The following is a 20,394-nucleotide window of genomic DNA, read 5'->3' as shown; positions in this document are numbered from 1 at the left end:
CGACATGGCGTCGCGGTCGAACAAGGCCACGTCGGCCTCCGCCCGGGATCGCGCCCGGGCGGAGGCGGAGCGGATCCGGGCCGAGCAGGCGCAGAAGGAACGGCGTACCCGCGCCATCCTGATCGCCGGCGCGGTCGCCCTCGTCGGGCTGATCGTGGCGGCCGGGATCCTGATCGCCCAGCAGGCGAACAAGTCCTACCTCGAGGACGTCGAGGTGCGGCCGGCGAACTCCGACCTGCACGGCGGGATCAGTGTCGGTGCCGACGGTGCCGCGGGCACTGCCAACGATGGTGCCCCGGTGCTGAACGCCTACCTCGACTTCATGTGCCCGCACTGCGTGGAGTTCGAGGCGGTCAACGCCGCCGACCTCACCGAGCTGCGCGAGGCCGGCGACCTGACCGTGGTCTACCACCCGGTCGCGATCGTTGACCCCGGCGCGGCCGGTGCCTCGCAGCGGTCCGCGATCGCCGCCGCGGCGGTCGCGAACTACGCCCCCGGGCAGTTCGCGGCGTTCATCGACGCCGTCTTCGCGTTCCAGGAGCAGGAGCTCGTGGCGCTCTCGGACGACCAGCTCGCCGAGATCGCCGCGGACGCGGGCGTGCCGCAGGAAGCCATCGACACGTTCACCGACGGCCAGTACCCGGAGTGGGTCGAGGCCGCCACGAACCAGATGGAGCGGGACACCGGCAACCGGTCCACCCCGCAGGTCCTGCTCGACGGCGAAGTCCTGGACGTGACCTGGACGGAGCCCGGCGTGCTCCGCGAGGCGATCGAGGCCGCCGCCGGCGGGGCGTGAAACTCGTTTGGTCACCCCCTCGCGGACTCTGGCAGACTCGTCCGGAGCCCGTGAGGGCGCGCCACCTTAGCTCAGCTGGTAGAGCACCCGCCTTGTAAGCGGACGGTCGTCGGTTCGAATCCGACAGGTGGCTCCAGATCAGCCGCCCGGCGTGTTTCCCGCCGTGATGATCCGAGGTCACGGGGCCGTCATTCGCCCTCTGGGTGCCGAGCCCGTCGGTTGCGAGTGAGGTGAGGGCGCGCCGCCTCAGGGATGCGCACCGATCCCGAGCATCCGGCAGAAGACCGGCCCGGGCTCGCCGTCGACGCGGGCCGTGGCCGGGTAAGCACCACCATGGTTGCGGGTCATGACCTCCAGGACGCGCGTGGCGGTCCTGGCGAGGTAGTCCCCGTCGACGGCGATATCGGTACCCGCCCACTCGTTGAGCGAGGCCTGGAGCGTTCTCGTCCAGCCGAAGTGGGTCTGGGTCCGCGCGTCCCAGGAGCCCTGCGCCGGCAGCCCGCCCTTGGGCCAGCGCTGCGCCCGCTGATAGGCGCTGACGGCGGCCCGGTACAGGTCCCCGGCAACACCGTCGGGCCGGCCCCGGTAATAGCCGAGCGGGATCAGGGCGTTCCGCATGATCTTCTCCACCGCGGGGTCGTGGCCCTTCGGTCTCGGCTGCCCCTGGGTCTTGGGCGTGATCGGGCCGGTGCCGTGGGTGGCGGAACTGCCGATCCTCACCCCGCGGGCCGTCAGGAACACGGACGGGTCGGTGAAGGCGCCGCCGACCAGGATCCCCAGGTGCAGGTGGGTGCCGGCGGCGCCCGAAGGCTTGACGTTGCCGGTGTGGCCCATCACGCCGACCTGCTGCCCGGCGCGTACCCGCTGTGTGGCGCCGACCTTGAACGACGCGAGGTGGCCGTAGTAGGACCGGACCTTGCCGCCGTGGTCGATCAGTACGCCGTTGCCGGAGTGGCCCTTCAGTGCCTTGACCTTGGCCGCGACCACCACGCCGTCAGCGATCGCGAAGACCGGGATGCCCTGCTGGGCGGGCTTGGGCGGGGCGTAGTCGTCGCCGGCGTGCAGGATCCCGCCGCGCGGACCGAAGTTCGAGGTGGCCCGCACGCCGGTGGGCAGCGGCGTGACCCACCTCGGCCCGGGTTCGCGTTCGCCCGGTGGCGCCGGCGGCGGGACGTACTCCACGCCGTCGTCGAATTCGACGACCTCCTCGGTGACCAGATCGTCGTCGTGCTCGCCGACGTCATCGCGCCGCGCCGGCACCGGCTGCTCCGCACTCACACTCGACCTCCCCGTCGGTGATGGTGGTGCCATCCATGGTCCCATTCGGATTCGGTCCCCGGGCGGGAATAGGCTCGCGAGATGCGTCCCGAACACCTGAGCCTGTACACCCGGCCCGGCACCCCGACCCTGCACCCCGACGGCACCTGGGCGGTGGTCGCGCTGACCCGCACCGACGTCGAGGACGACTCCTACCGGACCGCGCTGTGGCGCCAGGACCTGCCGTCCGGCGCGCTGCGTCCGTTCACGCACGGCGCAAAGGACTCCGAGCCGGTGTTCTCCCCGGACGGGCAGTGGCTCGCGTTCGTGCGCGCCCCCGAGGGCGGCAAGCCGCAACTCGCGGTCATGGCCACCAGCGGCGGCGAACCCCGGCTCCTCACCGACCACCCCACCGGGATCTCCGGCCGGCCGGTGTTCTCCCCGGACTCCCAGCGGATCGCCTACACCGCCCGGGTGCCCGAGGCCGGCCGGTACGGCACCGACGAGAAGGTCGGCCCCGGCGCCGAACCGCCCCGGCACATCACCACGTTCACCTACCGCAACGACGGCATCGGCTTCTACGGGGACCGGCCGCAGCACGTGTTCGTGATCGACGTGCCGGCGGTGCCGGACCCGACGGCGGACCTTCCGTCCGTGGGGCAGGCTTCCGATCCGAAGGGGTCCGGCGAGAACAGCTCCGATGGCGCCGAGGTGCCTGGCCGGTTGGCGACGGCGGGGGTCGACCCGGTGCAGGTCACCTCGGCCGCCCAGGACCACCGGAGCCCGGTGTGGACCCCGGACGGTGCGGGGCTGCTCGTGATCCGCGGGGTCGCGGACGCGCTCGTGCCCGAGCTGGTCCACCACGACGCGACTGGTACGTCCGCGGCACGCGTTCTCGACGTCGGCCCCGGCAACGTCGGCGTCGTCCTGTTCGACGATGCCGACGCCGTCTGGCTGCTGCGCTCCGACCTCGGTGACGACGACATGGACTTCATCGGCCGTTCGGCGGCCCTGTACCGCGGACGTTGGGACGGGACCGCGATCACCGACCTGGAGGGCCTGACCGACCCGGTCACCGAGAGCCTCGGGGGCACGGTGTTCCTCGCCGTCGACGGCGGGGTACTGCTCACCCGTGAACGGCGCGGCACCACCGAGCTCGTGCGCTGGGCCGACGGTGAGTTGACGCCCGTCTTCGAGGGCGCCGCCGAGGTCACCGGCGCCGACATCAGCGACGACGGCGCCCAGATCCTGCTGGCCGCGACCGCCGTCGACAGTGTCGGCGACCTCTGGCTCGTCGAGGGCGAGCGCCCGGTCCGGGTCAGCGACCTCTCCGCCCGGCTGCGTACCGAGGCGGGTGTGCTCGAGCCGGTCGAGCTGGAGGCCACGAGTGGCGACGGCTACCCCGTGCACGGCTGGGTGGTGGCGCCGTCCGGTCCCGGCCCACACCCGGTGCTGCTGCTCATCCACGGCGGCCCGCACGCCCAGTACACCCCGACGTTCTTCGACGAGGTGCAGGTGTACGCGTCGGCCGGGTACGCCGTCGTGTTCTGCAACCCGCGCGGCTCCTCCGGGTACGGGCAGGAGCACGGCCGGGCGATCACCGGTGGGTTCGGTGACCGGGACACCGCGGACGTGCTCGCCTTCCTTGACGCGGCCCTGGCCGCCGACCCCAGGCTCGACGCTGATCGCGTGGGCGTGCTCGGTGGGTCCTACGGCGGGTACCTGACGGCCTGGCTGACCACGCGCACGGACCGGTTCGTGGCCGCGATCGTGGAGCGCGGCTTCCTCGACCCGGTGAGCTTCGAGGGCTCGAGCGACATCGGCTGGTTCTTCGGGCGGCGCTACCTCGGTGACGACCCGACGGCGGTCGCAGCGCAGAGTCCGATGGCGCACCTGGACAAGGTCCGCACGCCCACCCTCGTGATCCACTCCGAGCAGGACTGGCGGTGCCCCATCGAGCAGGGGCAGCGCTGGTACGTCGGGCTCAAGCGGCGCGGGGTCGAGACCGAGTTCCTGCTGTTCCCGGGGGAGGGCCACGAGTTGAGCCGGTCCGGCCAGCCGAAGCACCGCATCGCCCGGTTCGAGCACATCCTCGCGTGGTGGGCCAAGCACCTGCCGGTGCAGGCGCCGGTGGGCTAGGTGGGGCCGGCCGCCACATTCACGGGAGTGGTGTGGTGGTCGGCACTTGACTGACTCGTAGTGGTGCGATTCCGAGGCACCCAGTGCGTCTGAGTCGCACCACTGATGCTCGCGCCAGTGCTGCGCGGGCGAGGGGGACAGTTCGCCCTGCCCTGCCCTGCCCTGCCCCGACCGCCGACCGCCGACCGCTCAGCGGTACCGGCGGGCCACCGACTCCCGGGCCGACGGGCCCGGGGTGGCCTCGGTGATCCATGGGCCGGAGCCCTCGGAGGCATCGATGATGCCCGCCTCGGCCCAGGAGTAGCGGCCCTCGAGCACGTCGGACGCGAGGGTCTCGTCGGCGCCGTCGGTGTTCACCCACAGGGCCCGCAGCAGCCCGGCCACCCGCAGCCTCGACTGCCGGCAGAACGCGTCCGCCAGGGCCTGCGGGGAGCCGGGGCCGGCCCCGCCGCCGTGACGTGAGGCGTGCGCGCAAACGGCCGTCATCGCGAACAGTTCGGCCCCGATGTCGACGATCCGGGCGAGGAAGCCCTGCTTGTGCTCGAGGCCACCCTGCCAGCGGGCCATCCCGTAGAACGTCGACCGGGCCAGCCGCCGGGACGTGCGCTCCACGAACCGCAGGTGGCCGGCGAGCGGGCCGAGGTCGGCGTAGGAGGTGGGGGAGTCCCCGGGGCCGACGACCAGGCGCGGCAACCAGCCGGCGTAGAAGCCGGCCGCCGCCTTGGCCGCCTCGGCCTTGGCCGGCAGGTCCGCGTCCGGGTCGATGAGCCGGCCGGCAACGGACAGGTGCGCGTCCACGGCCTCCCGGGCGATCAGCAGGTGCATGATCTCGCTGGAGCCCTCGAAGATCCGGTTGATCCGCAGGTCCCGGAGCACCTGCTCGGCCGGCACGGCCCGTTCGCCGCGGGCGGCAAGGGACGCGGCAGTCTCATACCCGCGCCCGCCCCGGATCTGCACGAGCCGGTCCGCGACCTGCCAGGCCATCTCGGAGCACCAGAGCTTGGCGAGCGCGGCCTCGATCCGGATGTCGGCCGCGCCGGAGTCGGAGAGCTCGCCGGCGATCTCGACCATCGCCTCCTCGGCGTAGGTGGTCGCCGCCATGAACGCGAGCTGATGGGCGATGGCGGGGTGCCGCCCGACCGGCCGGCCCCACTGCACCCGCTCGAGCGCCCACTCGCGGGCGATCTTGAGCGACCACTTGCTCGCCGCGACGCACAGCGCCGGGATGGACAGCCGCCCGGTGTTCAGCGTGGTGAGCGCGATCTTCAGGCCCTGACCCTCACGGCCGATCACGGCTGCTGCGGGCACCCGCACCTGGTGGAGCCGGGTCAGCCCGTTCTCGAGGCCTTTCAGTCCCATGAACGTGTTCCGGCGCTCGACGGTGATGCCCGGGGCGTCCGCCTCCACCACGAACGCGGTGATCCCGCCCTTGCCGTCCGCGTGCGGGGCGACCCTCGCCATCACGACGAGCAGTTCGGCGAGGACGCCGTTCGTCGTCCACAGCTTCACGCCGTCGAGCAGGTAGTCGCCCTCGGGGGTGCGGGTGGCGGAGGTCTGCAGCCGGGCCGGGTCCGACCCGACGTCCGGCTCCGTGAGCAGGAACGCGGAGATCGCACCCTCAGCACACCGGCGCAGGTACTGCTCCTTCTGCTCGGGGTTGCCGAACTGCTTGACCGGCTCGGGCACCCCGATGGACTGGTGCGCGGAGATCAGTGCGCCGAGGCTCGGGTGCACGGTCCCGAGCAACATCAGTGCCCGGTTGTAGTGCACCTGGCTGAGCCCGAGCCCGCCGTAGCGGGTCGGGATCTTGATGCCGAACACGCCGAGCCCGATCAGTCCGGCCAGGTCCTCGTCGGAGATCCGGTCCTCGGTCTCGATCCGCTGACCGTCCACGTGTTCTCGCAGGTGGGCGTCCAGGGTCGTCAGGAACTCGTCGCCGCGGGCCTCGCGCTCGGGGTCCTCGGGTGGCCGGGGCCAGATCCGGTCCGGGCGGAACTGGCCGAGGTACAGGTCCTTGGCGAACGAGTCCATGGTCCACTCGCTCTGCCGGGCCTGTTCGGCCACGGCCCTGGCCTCGCGCTCGGTGACTACCGGTTGGTCCGTCATGATCGCCTCCCTGCGAACACCTGCCTTGCTCCAGTCTCCACCGGTTCGACCGCGTCCGCCGGTTTTCGGCATTGGGGCCGGTGCCGGGATCGGCGAGAGAGCGGAAGGGGTCGCCACCACAGCACTCTCGCTCGTGGCGAATCTCCTGCGGTCCGTGATGTCGGGGGTCGCGGTTAGCGTCGACGGCACCCACCGATCGATAGGAGACAGCATGGGACTGCCACAGGCCGAACGTGAGGAGTTCCTGGCCCAGCCCCACATCGGCGCGCTCGCCGTCGGCGCCGGTCCGGACCGCGGACCGCTCGTGGTGCCGATCTGGTACGGCTACCAGCCCGCCGGTTCGCTGTGGGTGGTGACCCCGGTGGACTCCGTCAAGTCGCGCCTGATCGAAGCCGCCGGCCGGTTCTCGCTGCTCGCCGAGCAGTCCTCGCCGCGGGTGCGGTACGTGAGCGTGGAGGGCCCGGTCACCGAGTCCCGGGAGGCGACGGACGACGAACACCTCGCGATCGCACGCCGCTACCTGGGCGACGGCGCGGCCGCGTACGTCGAGATGGCGGCCGGCTTCGGGGTTCAACTCCTGGTCCGGATGCAGCCGCAGCACTGGTACTCGGCAGACCTCGGTCCGAACTGACGACGGCGGGGTGCTGGGCCGCACGATGACGTCGCCGTCCGCCGGTGTCAGGTGGTCGACGCGGTGGTCGACACCGGCGGAGTTGGCCTCAGCGGCCCCGGTTGCGCGGATGGTTGCGCGCGGTGCGTTCGTTCCCGTGCTTGTAGTTGCCGGTCACCCGGGCCATCAGTTCCTGGGGGTCGCCGAGCTCGACCTCGCGTAGGAACTCGGCGGCCCGACCCCCGCGCAGGGTCGTGGCATGGTGGCCGTTGTGGGTGATCCGCACCTCGGTACCCACCTCGCGGTAGGAGAACCCGTCCGGGCGGTTGCCGCTCATCGCGGCACCGTGGTGTCGGCGGGTCCGGACGGCTCCGGAGGTGGCACCGGCTCGCGGACGGCGTCCGACGGCGTCGCTGCGGACGTGGCGGGTGGCAGCGGCTCGACCCGTGGTCGCTTGGGCACACGGGCGTCCCCGGAGGAACGGCCGCGCAGGCGGCGGGTCGCCCATGGGTAGACGTCGCGGACGAACCATTCCGCGTCGGAACGGAACCGCTGCCCGGTCGGGACCGGCGCGAGGCGAGCCAACGGATCGGCCCAGGCTGCGTCGTCGGGCGTGAGACCGAGCGCCACCAGCGCCGCCTGCGCGACCCGCTGGTGTCCGTCGGTGGTGAGGTGGATGCGGTCCTGTGCCCACATCCGCCAGTCCTGGATGGCCCGCAGCCCCCACACGTCGACCACGTAGGCATCGTGCCGACGGGCGATCGACCAGATGTGCGCGTTGAAGGTGGCGACCCGGCCCCGGATGGCGCGCAGCACCCCGGCCTGCCGGGTGTCCGTCCCGGTCGCGAGGAGCACGTCCACCCCGGCCCGCCGGATCGTGTGCACGGCGTCCTCGAGGATCGCGGCCATCCGGTCCGGGTCGGAGCCGGGCCGGAGCAGGTCGTTGCCGCCGCCGACGAGGGAGATCAGGTCGGGTTCGGCCTCGAGCGCGATCGGGAGCTGTTCGGCGATGATCGGTTCGAGGAGCCGCCCGCGGATGGCGAGGTTCGCGTACTCCAGCGGGGCCAGGCCGGCGTCGACCCGGCGTGCCGACAGCGAGCCGGCGAGCTGGTCGGCCCAGCCGCGGACCTGGGCGGCGTCGTCCGGGTCCGGATCCCACAGGCCTTCGGTCATGGAGTCACCGCAGGCGACGTACCGGGACCAGCGGGCGGGATCGGAGACCGGGTGCAGCACGGGGTTCACCACTCCTTCCTACTCCGGTCACCGCGGTCCTGGCTACGAGAATCCACGATGCTGCGCTGAGACGAGGCGGTGATCCAGAGGGTCCCGGCCGAATCAGAGCGGTGTGATGCTCTGACTCGCCCGGAACGCTCTGTCTCAGCCGGAGGCAGCGTCAGGGCTGGAGGGACCAGTCCACGGGCGGCCCGCCCTGTTCCACGAGCAGGGCGTTCGCGCGGCTGAACGGACGCGACCCGAAGAACCCACGGGAGGCGGACAGGGGACTGGGGTGCGCGCTCGCGACGATCGGCGTCTGACCGAGCAGCGGGGTCAGGGAGCGGGCGTCGTTGCCCCACAGGATCGCCACCAACGGGGTGCCTCGTGCCACGAGCGCGCGGATCGCGGCGTCGGTGACCGCCTCCCAGCCCTTGCCCCGGTGGGACGCCGGTTCACCCGGTCGGACCGTCAGGCTCCGGTTCAGCAGCAGGACGCCGGCGTCCGCCCATGGGGACAGGTCGCCGTTGGCCGGGGTGGGCAGAGCGAGGTCCGTGCCGAGCTCGCGGTAGATGTTCTGCAGCGACCGCGGCACCGGTCGCACGTCGGGGGCCACGGAGAAGGACAGGCCCATGGCGTGACCCGGGGTCGGGTAGGGATCCTGCCCGACGATCAGCACCCTCACATCGGCCAGCGGGTTCGTGAACGCCCGCAGCACGTGTTCCCCGGCTGGCAGGTAACCGCGCCCGGCGGCCACCTCGCCCCGCAGGAACTCGCCCATCGCATGCACCTGCGGCTCCACCTCGGCCAAGGCCGCGGCCCAGCCCGGGTCGATCAGATCCGTGAGCGGGCGCGGGCCGCCCTCCTTGACGCTGTTCACCCGTCTACCCTGGCAGATCGACGGCTGTGGGCAACCTTCCACGGCGCTGATCCGGGTCCAGGGCATGACCAGCGCGACGAGCCTGACGACGGGCGCGGAGCGACACCGATCGGGCTACACGCGTACCACAGCGGCTCCGGCGCGGCAGGAATGACACGCGTGTCGTTTGCCCCTACTATGAACCACCACGGGTCGCCGCAGGATGGGCGGTCCACGACGGAACCGGGAACGAGGAGGCACGATGTCGGCAGCGCGGGTGTTGTCCACGCAGAGTTCGGACGCAGCAACACTGAGTGAACGCGACGCCGAGATCCTCGCCTTCGAGCGGCAGTGGTGGAAGTACGCCGGGGCGAAGGAGACCGCCATCCGCGAGCTCTTCGACATGTCCGCGACCCGGTACTACCAGGTCCTGAACGCCCTGATCGACGACCCAACGGCGCTCGCCGCCGAGCCGATGCTCGTCAAGAGGCTGCGCCGCATGCGCAGCACCCGCCAGCGCGAGCGTTCGGCACGCCGCCTCGGCAATGAACTCTGAGCCTGTCCGAGCCGTTAACCTTCCGGTGTGAGTAACAGGGACTATCCGCATTCCGAGGACGAGTTCGACGCCCTCGGCGCGGATCGGACCCCACAGGGCGTGCACCGCGCACAGCAGTCGCGATGGCGAGCGTTCCTGCCGTTCATCCTGGTGATCATCCTCGCCCCGACGCTCGCGTTCGGGGCCGTGCGCCTGCTCTCCGGCGGGTTCGGCGGCGGGGACGACCCCACCGCCGCACCGACCACCACGACCGAGGCAGGCGAGCCGACCCCGACGGACGGCACCACCGAGGAGCCCCCGGCCACCGAGGAGCCCACCGTGGACCCGACCACGGACGAACCGGCGGACCTCGACCGAGCCCTGTCCGTCTACGTCCTCAACGGCGCCGGCATCTCCGGCCTGGCCGGGGAGGCCGCAGAAGTCCTCACCGAGGATGGCTGGACGACCGTCACACCTGACAACTACACGCGCGAGCTGCCCACCGCGTCGGCAGTCTTCTACACCAGCGCGGACATGGCCGAGGAGGCTGCGGCCGTCGGCGAGCTGCTCAGCGTCACCGACCTCATCGAGGACTCCTCGGCGGCCTCGAACGGCATCGTCGTGGTGCTGCGCGACGACGCCTTCCGGAACTGACGCCCCACCCCAGGCGGCCGGACCTGGAGGCGGCGAGTTCCGCCGTCGGGCTCAGGGAGCGTTGCCCTCGAGCTCGGCGACGGTGAGGATAACCACGGCCGCGGACCACATCAGCGGCGCGACGCCGGCGGGGGAGCCGTCCGGCCCCACCTTTTCGGGGATCGCCCCGAGCGGGGTGCGGTGCTGCGTGATCCACGTCAGCCATCCGTCGGCACGGTCGGTCTCACCGTTCGCAGCGGCGGACCAGGCGTACAGGCTGGTCTGCGGTGTCCAGGAGATGGAGGTCTCCGGCCACGATCCGCCCGGGGCGAGGCCTCCGGCGGGCCTGTCCATCTCCTCGATCGAGGACTCCCAGGCTGCGGCCGCCCCCGGCAGAGCCTCGGGCTGGAACGGCGGCAGCACGAACGCGGTCGCCGCGTCCCGTGGAGACCGGCCGGCGTAGCGGCCGTACCCGGTCTGCCCGAAGTTCGCCACGACCGCCTGCTCGAGCCGGTCGGCGTCCGCGCCCACCGCGGCGGCGTCGGGGTCCCGGCCGAGCCAGGAGTACAGCCGCGCGGACGCCTCGAGGCCGGCCAGGACCGGGGCCGCGGTGCCGAGGGTCAGGGCGCTCTCGCGGTGCTCCCAGTAGTCCGCCGACGGCGCGGGCAGCGACCGCGGGTTCGCCACCTGGGTCTGCAGATAGCCGGTGGACCGCTCGATCATCGGCGTGAACCGGGCCAGGAACTCGTCGCGCTCGGTGCCCGGCCCCAGCACGTCCGCCACGTACGCGAGCGCCCAGAGCACCCAGCCGGTGCCGTCGGTCTGCAGGCCACGGGCATCGGGTGGGCCGGACCCGTCCGGCAGGTAGCGCGCCTCGAAGCTGCCGTCCGGGTGCTGCACGCCGTCCAGGAACGTGAAGACCTCGACGGCGTCCTCGTGGTGGCCGGTCACGGTGAGCGCCGCCGCCACGAACGACGCGTCGCGTGGCCAGACGTAGCGCCACTTGGTCGAGAACCCGGCGACGGCGGCGCCGCCGTCGAGCGTCAGGGTGTGCAGGTCGAGGAGGGCGTCCGTGACGAGTTCCTCGTGCCGGCCACCGGCGCCCGGCACGGTCCCCGCGTCGAGCCACGCCGTCGTCTCCTCGGCCAGCGCCTCGGCCGCTTCGCGGTCGGCGTCGCTCGCGTCCGGGCCCGGGGCGATCACCCGGGTACCGGGCAGGTAGTGGGCGTCGGAGTCCGTGGGGATCGTCGTCACCGATCCGTCGGCCTGGACCCCGATCCCGAGCGTGTAGAGGCCCACCTCGTCCACGCGGCCGCGATCGCGCACGGCTGCTGCAGCACCGACGAGAGCCACCACGGCGACCACGGCGGCGAGCGTCCAGAATCTGCGACGGCGGGAGCTCATTGCGGTCGATCCTAAGTCAGGGAGCGTCGGCGCGGGCCCGCTCACGGGTGCGCGACAATGGCAGCATGAGGGCACAGACGGACGCCGTGGTGATCGGCTCCGGACCGAACGGGCTCGCGGCCGCCGTCACCCTGGCCCGGGCCGGTCTCGAGGTCACCGTGCTCGAGGCGGAGGAGACCGTCGGCGGCGGCGCCCGCACCCTCGATCTCGGCCTCGCCCCCGGTGTGGTCCACGACATCTGTTCCGCGGTGCACCCGCTCGCGCTGGCCAGCCCGTTCTTCGCCGAGTTCGACCTCGCCGCCCGCGGCGTGGACCTGCGGGTCCCCGAGGCCGCCTACGCGCAGCCGATGCTCGACGGTCCGGCCGGGATCGCGTACCGCTCGCTCGGGCGCACGGCCGCCGAACTGGGGCCCGACGGCGCGGCCTGGTTCGACCTGTTCGGTCCCCTCGTCGAGAACTCGGCCGTGCTCACCGAGCTCGCGCTCGGCGACCGCCGGAGCCTGCCGGCCGGTCTGCTCACGCCCACCGGGCTGCGGGCGGCCGTCGGAGCGGCCGCCCGGCTGTTCGAGCAGGGCACGCGAGCCTGGTCGGCCCGGTTCCGGGGCGACGTCGCCCCCGCGCTGTTCACCGGAGTGGCCGCCCACTCGATCAGCACGCAGCCCTCGCTCGCCGGTGCCGGCACCGCGATCATGCTCGCCACCCTCGCGCACGCGGCCGGCTGGCCGATCCCCGTCGGTGGGTCCGGGGCCATCATCGGCGCGCTCCGTGCGGATCTCGAGGCGCACGGCGGGCGGATCCAGACCGGCCACCGGGTCCGGACCTGGCGGGAGCTGCCGCGGGCACGCGCCTACCTCTTCGACACCACTCCGGCGACCCTGCTGGAGATCTGGGGTGAGCGGATGCCGGAGCGGGTCCGCGCGGCGCTGGCCCGGTTCCGTTACGGCGACGCCGCCGCGAAGGTGGACTATGTGCTCTCCGGCCCGGTGCCGTGGGCGGACCCCCGGGTGGGGACGGCGAGCACGGTGCACGTGGGCGGCACCCGGGAGGAGATGGCGTACGCCGAGTCCCTTGTGGCCGACGGCGCGCATGCGGCGACGCCGATGGTGCTGTTCTCGGACCCGAGCGTGGCCGATCCCGGCCGGGTCGTCGCCGGGCTGCGACCCGGCTGGGCCTACGCCCACGTGCCGTCGGGCAGCACCGTGGATGTCACGGAGGCCGTCACCGCGCAGATCGAGCGTTTCGCGCCGGGCTTCCGGGATGTCGTCGTCGATTCCCGGTGCGTGCCCGCCGCCGACATGGCCGAGCACAACCAGAACTACATCGGCGGGGACATTGCCGCCGGCGCCGTCTCCACCTGGGGCATGGCCGCGCGCCCACGGCTCAGCACGGACCCGTTCGCCGCGGGCATCCCCGGGGTGTACCTGTGCTCGGCGTCGGTGCCGCCGGGGCCAGGGGTGCACGGCATGGGCGGGCACCACGCGGCGCGGCGGGCACTGGCCCGGCGGTTCGAGGTGCGGTCGCCGTCGCTGGCGCCGCGCTCGACGGCCTGAGCCTCCTGAGGTAGCCGACCGGTTCCGGTCGACGGTCGCTGTGACCGGCGTCACGGCCATCCGCGCCGAGTCGCCCGGGGCGACCACGCGCCCGGGTTCACCTGACCGCGAAACCGTGCCTCCGCCGTCGGGCCCTTCTTGCACTCTCCGGGTGAGAGTGCCAATAATGGCGTTAGCACTCTCGCCTTGAGAGTGACAACACCTGGTCAGTGAGATGAGGCGCTGCGCCGGTGCGGGACATGAACGCATCGGGTGGCGTCGTCCGTCGCGGGCATCGCACCGGCCTTACGAAAGCCAGTACCGGAGGATCAGACCCGAATGGCAAAGATCATCGCCTTCAACGAGGAGGCCCGCCGCGGGATGGAGCGTGGACTCAACATCCTCGCCGACACCGTGAAGGTCACACTCGGCCCGAAGGGACGCAACGTCGTCCTGGAGAAGAAGTGGGGCGCCCCCACGATCACCAACGATGGCGTGTCCATCGCCAAGGAGATCGACCTCGAGGAGCCCTTCGAGAAGATTGGCGCCGAGCTCGTCAAGGAGGTCGCCAAGAAGACCGACGACGTCGCGGGTGACGGCACCACCACCGCCACCGTGCTCGCCCAGGCGCTCGTGCGCGAGGGCCTGCGCAACGTCGCGGCCGGCGCCAACCCGATCGCCCTCAAGCGCGGCATCGAGAAGGCCGTCGAGGCCGTGACCGCTGCCCTGCTCGACTCCTCCAAGGAGATCGAGACCAAGGAGCAGATCGCCGCCACCGCCGCCATCTCCGCCGGCGACCCCCAGATCGGCGAGCTCATCGCCGAGGCTCTGGACAAGGTCGGCAAGGAGGGCGTCATCACCGTCGAGGAGTCCAACGCCCTCGGCCTGGAGCTCGAGCTCACGGAGGGTATGCGCTTCGACAAGGGCTACCTGTCCGCGTACTTCGTCACCGACCAGGAGCGTCAGGAGGCCGTCCTGGAGGACGCCTACGTGCTGCTCGTCGAGTCGAAGATCTCGAACGTCAAGGAGCTGCTGCCGCTGCTGGAGAAGGTCATCCAGGCCGGCAAGCCGCTGCTGATCATCTCCGAGGACGTCGAGGGCGAGGCCCTGGCGACCCTGGTGCTGAACAAGCTCCGTGGCATCTTCAAGTCCGTCGCGGTCAAGGCCCCGGGCTTCGGCGACCGCCGCAAGGCCATGCTGACCGACATCGCGATCCTCACCGGCGGCCAGGTCGTCAGCGAGACCGTGGGTCTGAAGCTGGACAACGTTGGCCTCGAGGTCCTCGGTACCGCCCGCAAGGTGGTCATCACCAAGGACGAGACCACGATCGTCGAGGGTGCCGGCGAGGCCGACAGCATCGCCGGTCGCGTGTCGCAGATCCGCGCCGAGATCGAGAACTCCGACTCCGACTACGACCGCGAGAAGCTCCAGGAGCGCCTCGCGAAGCTCGCCGGTGGTGTCGCGGTGATCAAGGCCGGGGCCGCCACCGAGGTGGAGCTCAAGGAGCGCAAGCACCGCATCGAGGACGCCGTCCGCAACGCGAAGGCTGCCGTCGAGGAGGGCATCGTCGCCGGTGGTGGCGTGGCCCTCATCCAGGCCGCGAACACCGCGTTCGCCACCCTCGACCTCGAGGGTGACGAGGCCACCGGCGCGAACATCGTTCGCGTGGCCGTGGACGCGCCGCTCAAGCAGATCGCGATCAACGCCGGCCTCGAAGGCGGAGTTGTCGCGGAGAAGGTCCGCAACCTGCCCGACGGTCACGGCCTCAACGCCGCGACCGGCGAGTACGAGGACCTCCTCGCTGCCGGCATCAACGACCCGGTCAAGGTGACCCGTTCCGCTCTGCAGAACGCCGCCTCGATCGCCGGCCTGTTCCTCACCACCGAGGCCATCGTGGCCGACAAGCCGGAGAAGGCCTCTGCGCCTGCCGGCGGCGGTGGCGACGACATGGGCGGCATGGGCGGCATGGGCTTCTGATCCCCTAGGGATCGCAGCCCGGCCCTGCGCCGGTCGAACGCATCACACGAAGACCCCCGGTCCGATTGGACCGGGGGTCTTCGCCTCGTCTCGGGCGGGAAGGACTGCCCATGGCTGCGACGCTGGGCCGCGCACTAGGTTCGGGTCCCATGGGTGCAGGCAGTCAGGAACCGGGGTATCAGCCCGGCTGGTCGGGGAGTGTGCAGGGGGCATCCTCCGGGTGGCAGTCGCAGGCGCCACACCGGACCGGCACGGGGGCGCCGGTCCGGGTGGACCTGAGGCCGAATGCCAAGGGCATCCTGATCCAGGTCGCAGGTACCGTGCTGACGCTCGGTGTCGGGCTCGTCGCGGTGTTCGGAGGGCTCGCCTCGGACCAGGGTTTCGTGCCGATCGCCGTCGGGGCGATCTTCCTGCTCGCCGGGTTGTTGCCGCTGCTGACGATGCCCAAGGTGCTCCGGGCGCGCGCACTCGAGATCGGGCCGATGGGTCTGGACTACCAGGACCCGAAGGGCTACCCATGGGCGGTTCGCTGGGTCGACCTGGCCGCGGTCGACGTCAAGTACGGACACTCCCGGTCGCGCGGTGGCCCCTTCTCGGACGGGGTCGTGGTGGCCCTGGAGTTCTCCCTGCACCCGGGAGCCGACGCTCAGTACCCGAACCTCGGCCGGTACCGGCGCGGTGAGGTCTACCGACTATCGCTCGGACAGCGCGGCGATCTGCTCGGACCGCTGGCGCAGCCGCTGGGTGCGTTCGCACCGCCGCAGGTGTTCCATGGCGTGACGAACCTCGGCTCGATCCTTGCCGGCCGCCTGATCTGACGAGCACGGCCGTCTCAGCCCGGGAGTTCGCCCAGCAGGTTCGCACGCGCCTGCTCCGCCCACAGCCTCCGGCCGCGTTCGGTGTGGAACAACGGGTCCAACGTAAGCAGGTGGCGGACGACGGCGGCCCGTCCGTTGGCGAAGTCCGTGTCACTGACGTGGGCGTAGTCCGCCCGCACCGCGGCCAGGTAGCGGGCGTAGCCGGCCGGCTCGCGGCCGAGGACGGACAGGTCCGCGTCGCAGAGCAGCGCGCCCGCGGTGTCGCCCGGCTCCGGCGCGTGCGAGGCGGTCAGCAGCACCAGCCGAACGACCTCGTCGACATCCGCGGCAGCGACCCCGGACCCGGTGAGCCGGTCCCGGGCCAGGCCGGCGGAGTCCTGCTCGTCCCGGCCCGCGACCCCGGCGTAGACGGCGTCGTGGAACCAGGCCGCGAGCAGCACCGTCGTCGGTGCCGGGTCGGGTTCGGACAACGCGTCGGCAGCCTCCAGCACGGCGAGCAGGTGCGTGCCGTCGTGGTAGTGCCGGTGCGGCTCGCCCCACCGCTTCAGAAGTTCCGCGCCGAGTGCCTCGTTGCCCGGCAGGAGCAGGCGCCATCGCAGGGTCAGCGCCACGTCGAGGTGCTCGCGTCGGTCCCGGGCCCGCACCCGCAGGCCGCTCGCACGTAGGCCACGGATGAGGTCACCGCCGGTGACCGGCCGGGCCCCCTGCGCCACGAGTTCGGTGTGCCGACGGGCGGGCACGTCGTAGTGGTCGCGGTCGAAGGCGCGTTCGGGCAGCCCGGCCCGCCGCGCGAACTCGTGCAACTCGGCCAGGGACTCGTCCGAGACCAGGTGCGAGAACAACGTGCCGTGCGCCGGCCACATCGGCGGATCGATCAGGACTGCCACCGCTCCAGGGTAGGGCGCCGGATGCCCGCGCCCGCCACGTCGCCGCGGCGGGCGCCGGCGGTGCTACCGGGAGAACATCCGCGTCGCGTTGAACTCGGTGTCCTCGTACTGGCGCGCACTGGCATCCAGCGCCAGCGAGATCTGCTCGAGGTTCGCCTCCACCTGCTGCTGCGTGGCCCGCCACTCCACGATCAGCGCGCCGAACGCGGTGGACGCGCCGCCGCGCCACGACGACTGCAGGGCGGTGAGGTGCCGCATCATGTTACTGACCTCCGTGTTGATGATCGTCGCCGAACTGCGCGCCGCCGCACCGGCCCTGGCCACCTCGGCCGCATCGACCTCGAATCGGGTCATGTCTGTCTCCTCGATCTCATGACCGCACGAGGTGTGCGGTCCTGAGGATCGACGCTAGGAGCAACCGAGCCGACACGGCGTTGGCCGCGGTGCCGCTGTGCGGGCAGCGGCACCAGCGGGCTCGCTGTGGACGCCCGCTCAGTCCGAGGTTGGGCGCTGTCGGGCCGGCATCCGTGGGGGCCGGCTCAGCGAGGTCTCGTGCTGCGCCTCGTCCTCCTCCGGCTCCGCGTCTGCGGAACGCATCGACGGCGGCCGGTTCGGCCACGTACCCTCCGTGCCGCGGGACCGGTCGGAGGCGGGCGCACGCTCCGGCGGCAGGTCCACGTCCGGCACCGCCGTGCGGGTCGCCCGCTCGGAGTCCCGCGGCTCCGGCGCCTGGTCGGAGAGTCCGAACCCGGCGTCGTCCGCGTCCGGATCGGACCCCGAACGTGCCACGTCCGCCCGGCTCGGATCCGGCTCATCCTCCGCGCGCGGAGGCAGGGTGGCCAGTTCGCTGGTGAGGCGCGCCAGCTCGGCGTTCAGGTTCTCCCGGGCCGCGTCCTCCCAGTCCCGCCCGAGCGGGGACCGGAACAGATGGGTCCGGCCGAGCAGCTTCGTCACGATCCTCAGCCGGGCCTCGACGTAGTCCCGCTGCGGGATGTGACGGTACTCCTCGCGCACCTCGCGCCGGTACGCCTCGTACTTCTGCGGCTCGGACGCGAGGCCACCGAGGTCGGCATCGCACAGGGCCTGGGCGTCGATGTCCGTGGCCGGGGCGGCGTGGCGGGCCAGCACGGAGATCAGTTCCGCGATCCGGTTGACGACCTTCTCCGGGACCCCGAGCTCGGTGAGCTCGGTGCGCGCGAGGGCGGCGGAGGCCGCCTCGTCCACCCCACCCCGGTGGGCGTAGGCCTCGCGGGCGGCCGCGTTGAAGACGGCGCCGTGGTACCAGGCGGCGATGCGCACGATGTCCGGGTGGTGGGTCTCCGGGGCGAGTTCGTCCACCCGGGCCAGCACCCCGATGAGCCGCTTCATGTTGTGGTGGATCCGATCCGGCTCGGACCATCGGCCGATGAGTGCTTCCCCGCGGGCTTCGATGGCCTCGCGGTCGGCGGTGGCACCCACCGCCTCCAGACTCCTGCGCCATGCGGACAGGACCCACTGTGGTGCGTCGATGACGCCCATCGATTCACATTCTCTCAACGACTGAACTGACGAGGCGATCGTAGCCCGGGTCCGGCGCCCCGGCCGCACGAGCGCGACCGCACCGTGTCCTCGCTCCCAGGACGTAGGCTGGCTGGATGCAGAACGGTATTCGGACGGTTGTGATCACGGTCTCGGACCGGTGCGCGGCCGGAGAGCGCGAGGACGTCTCCGGCGCCCGCGCCGCCGGCCTGCTCGCCGAGGCCGGGTACGACGTCGGTCCGGTCCAGGTGGTCCCGGACGGCGCCGACGCCGTCGAGGCGGCCCTGCGGGACGCCGTCGACGGCGGTGCCCGGTTCGTACTGACCAGCGGCGGTACCGGCATCTCGCCGCGGGACCGCACCCCCGAGGGGACGGCTCGGGTCCTCGACACCGAACTGCCCGGGATCGGTGAGGAACTGCGCCGCCGCGACGCGGCCACAGTGCCGACGGCGATCCTGAGCCGCGGACTGGCCGGCACCTCCGGCCGGGCGTTCGTGGTCAACGCCCCCGGTTCCCCGGGTGGGGCCGCCTCCGCGGTGGCCGTGGTGCTGCCGCTCGTGTCCCACGTGCTGAGCCAGCTGGACGGCGGTGACCACGGATGAGCGTGCGCCTGACCGCGATCTCCGCCGAATCGCTCGATGTGGCCGCACACGTGGCCGCCGTCTCCGACTCGGGCACCGGCGCCGTCGCCAGCTTCCTGGGCACGGTGCGCGACCACAGCCCCGACGCGACCGGCACCGTGACCGGGCTGGAGTACAGCGCGCACCCGGACGCCCCGCGGGTGCTCGCCGAGATCGCCGAGCGGGTCGCCGCGGTGCACCCGGACGTCGCACTCGCGGTGAGCCACCGCACCGGGGAGGTCGCCGTCGGGGGACTCGCCATCGTCGCGTGCGCCGGCAGCGCCCACCGGGCCGCGGCCTTCGACGCGTGCCGTGACCTCGTCGAGGTCGTCAAGGCGGAGCTGCCGATGTGGAAGAAGCAGAACCTCGCGGACGGCAGCCACACCTGGGTGGGATCGGCATGAGCGTCTCGCCGGACCTGGCCCGCCCGATCGTCGACCGGTACGGGCGGGTGCACCGCGACCTGCGGATCTCCCTCACGGACAAGTGCAACCTGCGCTGCACCTACTGCATGCCGGCCGAGGGCGTGCCGTGGCTGCACAAGGAGAACATCCTCACCACCGACGAACTCGTGCGGGTCGCCGAGGTCGCGGCCGCACTCGGCATCGTCGAGGTACGGCTCACCGGCGGGGAACCGCTGCTGCGCCCGGACGCGGTGGACGTGGTCGCGCGGATGTCCGCGATCATCGGCGAGGACGGCCCGCTCGAGCTGTCCATGACCACGAACGGGATCCGGCTGCCGCAACTCGCCGAGCCGCTGGTCGAGGCCGGCCTGACCCGCGTGAACGTCAGCCTCGACACGCTGCGCCGCGACCGGTTCCATGACCTCACCCGCCGGGACAAGCTCCCCGAGGTGCTCGCCGGCATCGACGCCGCGATCGCCGCGGGCCTCGCGCCCGTGAAGATCAACGCCGTCGCGATGCGGGGCGTGAACGACGACGAGCTCGTGGACCTGGTCGCCTTCGCCAGGGACAAGGGCGCCGAGATGCGATTCATCGAGCAGATGCCACTGGACGCCGGCCACACCTGGAGCCGGGCCGCGATGGTCACCGGCGAGGAGATCCTCGCCGAGCTGGAGCAGGTCTTCGACCTCACCGAGTTCGGCGACCGCGGCACCTCGCCCGCCGAGCGGTTCCTGATCGACGGCGGCCCCACCACCGTGGGGGTGATCCGTTCTGTGACGCTCCCGTTCTGCGGGGCCTGCGACCGGGTCCGGCTGACGGCGGACGGACAGTTGCGCAACTGTCTGTTCGCCCGCGAGGAGTCCGACCTGCTCGCCGTCCTGCGCGGCGGCGGCACCGACGACGACATCGCGGCGCTCATGCACACCTGCATCGCGGGCAAGCTGCCCGGTCACGGCATCGACGACCCGGGCTTCCTCCAGCCGGACCGTCCGATGAGCGCCATCGGGGGCTGACCCGTAGGTCCGACCGACCGGGCCGAATCGTCCCGGCGGCGAGGCCCGTGCCCGCGACACCTCACGTCGCCCGGTGA

At 72.2% G+C, this 20,394-nt stretch carries 20 protein-coding genes and 1 tRNA gene; 12 read left to right on the top strand and 9 right to left on the bottom strand.

Features of this window, described 5'->3' with window-relative positions:
* Positions 1-4: 4 nt before the first annotated feature.
* Positions 5-796, top strand: coding sequence for a DsbA family protein (locus HALOF300_RS11760; protein WP_156741126.1), 792 nt, complete (start codon positions 5-7; stop codon positions 794-796).
* 60 nt (positions 797-856) lie between these two features.
* Positions 857-932: transfer RNA gene (locus HALOF300_RS11755), tRNA-Thr, on the top strand.
* Between the two features lie 110 nt (positions 933-1,042).
* Here the strand turns inward: HALOF300_RS11755 and HALOF300_RS11750 are convergent.
* On the bottom strand, positions 1,043-2,074 hold the full coding sequence (locus HALOF300_RS11750; protein WP_197522497.1) for a peptidoglycan DD-metalloendopeptidase family protein: 1,032 nt from the start codon (positions 2,072-2,074) through the stop codon (positions 1,043-1,045).
* A gap of 81 nt (positions 2,075-2,155) precedes the next feature.
* Here HALOF300_RS11750 and HALOF300_RS11745 point away from each other — a divergent pair, with 81 nt between their 5' ends.
* Entirely contained in the window at positions 2,156-4,192 is a 2,037-nt protein-coding gene (locus tag HALOF300_RS11745) for a S9 family peptidase (RefSeq protein WP_156741124.1), read from the top strand.
* A gap of 189 nt (positions 4,193-4,381) precedes the next feature.
* Here the strand turns inward: HALOF300_RS11745 and HALOF300_RS11740 are convergent, their stop codons facing one another.
* Positions 4,382-6,298 carry an acyl-CoA dehydrogenase family protein gene (locus HALOF300_RS11740; RefSeq protein ID WP_156741123.1) on the bottom strand — a complete coding sequence of 639 codons (1,917 nt, stop codon included), beginning with the start codon at positions 6,296-6,298 and terminating at the stop codon, positions 4,382-4,384.
* A 211-nt stretch (positions 6,299-6,509) separates the two neighbouring features.
* On the opposite strand from HALOF300_RS11740, the gene HALOF300_RS11735 reads away from it, so the two are divergent.
* Complete coding sequence (locus tag HALOF300_RS11735) at positions 6,510-6,929, top strand: pyridoxamine 5'-phosphate oxidase family protein (protein ID WP_156741122.1); 420 nt, start codon at positions 6,510-6,512, stop codon at positions 6,927-6,929.
* Between the two features lie 88 nt (positions 6,930-7,017).
* On the opposite strand, the gene HALOF300_RS11730 is transcribed toward HALOF300_RS11735, so the two are convergent.
* The 3 genes from HALOF300_RS11730 to HALOF300_RS11720 all read right to left on the bottom strand — a co-directional run bounded on the left by HALOF300_RS11730 (position 7,018) and on the right by HALOF300_RS11720 (position 9,000).
* On the bottom strand, positions 7,018-7,245 hold the full coding sequence (locus HALOF300_RS11730) for a hypothetical protein (protein WP_156741121.1): 228 nt from the start codon (positions 7,243-7,245) through the stop codon (positions 7,018-7,020).
* Positions 7,242-8,150 (bottom strand): SGNH/GDSL hydrolase family protein, encoded by a 909-nt coding sequence (locus HALOF300_RS11725; protein WP_269455284.1) that lies wholly within the window; start codon positions 8,148-8,150, stop codon positions 7,242-7,244. Before HALOF300_RS11725 ends, HALOF300_RS11730 begins: the two co-directional genes overlap by 4 nt.
* A gap of 151 nt (positions 8,151-8,301) precedes the next feature.
* Positions 8,302-9,000: a uracil-DNA glycosylase gene (locus HALOF300_RS11720; protein WP_231955280.1), complete on the bottom strand. Its 699-nt coding sequence runs from the start codon at positions 8,998-9,000 to the stop codon at positions 8,302-8,304.
* Positions 9,001-9,241: 241 nt separating this feature from the next.
* Between HALOF300_RS11720 and HALOF300_RS11715 the strand changes: the two genes are divergently transcribed.
* Entirely contained in the window at positions 9,242-9,535 is a 294-nt protein-coding gene (locus HALOF300_RS11715; RefSeq protein ID WP_154795615.1) for a DUF3263 domain-containing protein, read from the top strand.
* Between the two features lie 27 nt (positions 9,536-9,562).
* Positions 9,563-10,168, top strand: a complete 606-nt coding sequence (locus HALOF300_RS11710) for a LytR C-terminal domain-containing protein (protein ID WP_156741119.1) — start codon at positions 9,563-9,565, stop codon at positions 10,166-10,168.
* Positions 10,169-10,219: 51 nt separating this feature from the next.
* On the opposite strand, the gene HALOF300_RS11705 is transcribed toward HALOF300_RS11710, so the two are convergent.
* Positions 10,220-11,551 carry a glycoside hydrolase family 15 protein gene (locus tag HALOF300_RS11705; protein WP_156741118.1) on the bottom strand — a complete coding sequence of 444 codons (1,332 nt, stop codon included), beginning with the start codon at positions 11,549-11,551 and terminating at the stop codon, positions 10,220-10,222.
* A gap of 65 nt (positions 11,552-11,616) precedes the next feature.
* Between HALOF300_RS11705 and HALOF300_RS11700 the strand changes: the two genes are divergently transcribed.
* From HALOF300_RS11700 to HALOF300_RS11690, 3 genes are all read left to right on the top strand, one after another.
* The gene (locus HALOF300_RS11700) at positions 11,617-13,101 is read left to right on the top strand and encodes a phytoene desaturase family protein (protein WP_156741117.1); all 1,485 of its coding nucleotides are present in this window, start codon (positions 11,617-11,619) and stop codon (positions 13,099-13,101) included.
* A gap of 318 nt (positions 13,102-13,419) precedes the next feature.
* Complete coding sequence (gene groL, locus HALOF300_RS11695; RefSeq protein WP_156741116.1) at positions 13,420-15,057, top strand: chaperonin GroEL; 1,638 nt, start codon at positions 13,420-13,422, stop codon at positions 15,055-15,057.
* 149 nt (positions 15,058-15,206) lie between these two features.
* Entirely contained in the window at positions 15,207-15,875 is a 669-nt protein-coding gene (locus HALOF300_RS11690) for a hypothetical protein (protein WP_156741115.1), read from the top strand.
* A gap of 14 nt (positions 15,876-15,889) precedes the next feature.
* Here HALOF300_RS11690 and HALOF300_RS11685 read toward each other — a convergent pair whose 3' ends face one another.
* The 3 genes from HALOF300_RS11685 to HALOF300_RS11675 all read right to left on the bottom strand — a co-directional run bounded on the left by HALOF300_RS11685 (position 15,890) and on the right by HALOF300_RS11675 (position 18,280).
* A complete protein-coding gene (locus tag HALOF300_RS11685; RefSeq protein WP_156741114.1) occupies positions 15,890-16,762 on the bottom strand; it encodes a DUF4031 domain-containing protein in 873 nt (290 codons plus the stop codon).
* A gap of 63 nt (positions 16,763-16,825) precedes the next feature.
* Entirely contained in the window at positions 16,826-17,116 is a 291-nt protein-coding gene (locus tag HALOF300_RS11680; RefSeq protein WP_154795608.1) for a WXG100 family type VII secretion target, read from the bottom strand.
* A gap of 138 nt (positions 17,117-17,254) precedes the next feature.
* Positions 17,255-18,280, bottom strand: a complete 1,026-nt coding sequence (locus HALOF300_RS11675) for an HD domain-containing protein (protein ID WP_156741113.1) — start codon at positions 18,278-18,280, stop codon at positions 17,255-17,257.
* 116 nt (positions 18,281-18,396) lie between these two features.
* Here HALOF300_RS11675 and HALOF300_RS11670 point away from each other — a divergent pair, with 116 nt between their 5' ends.
* From HALOF300_RS11670 to moaA, 3 genes are read left to right on the top strand one after another with little or no spacing between them, the layout of a single operon-like run.
* Positions 18,397-18,882, top strand: coding sequence for a MogA/MoaB family molybdenum cofactor biosynthesis protein (locus HALOF300_RS11670; protein WP_156741112.1), 486 nt, complete (start codon positions 18,397-18,399; stop codon positions 18,880-18,882).
* Positions 18,879-19,304, top strand: coding sequence for a molybdenum cofactor biosynthesis protein MoaE (locus tag HALOF300_RS11665; RefSeq protein ID WP_156741111.1), 426 nt, complete (start codon positions 18,879-18,881; stop codon positions 19,302-19,304). The genes HALOF300_RS11670 and HALOF300_RS11665 overlap by 4 nt, the downstream gene beginning before the upstream one ends.
* On the top strand, positions 19,301-20,317 hold the full coding sequence (gene moaA, locus HALOF300_RS11660; RefSeq protein WP_156741110.1) for a GTP 3',8-cyclase MoaA: 1,017 nt from the start codon (positions 19,301-19,303) through the stop codon (positions 20,315-20,317). Before HALOF300_RS11665 ends, moaA begins: the two co-directional genes overlap by 4 nt.
* Positions 20,318-20,394: the final 77 nt, after the last annotated feature.

Origin of the sequence: Occultella aeris (assembly GCF_902703175.1) — a bacterium.
Classification (GTDB): domain Bacteria; phylum Actinomycetota; class Actinomycetes; order Actinomycetales; family Beutenbergiaceae; genus Occultella; species Occultella aeris.
This window is presented reverse-complemented; position numbering and strand designations above follow the sequence as displayed.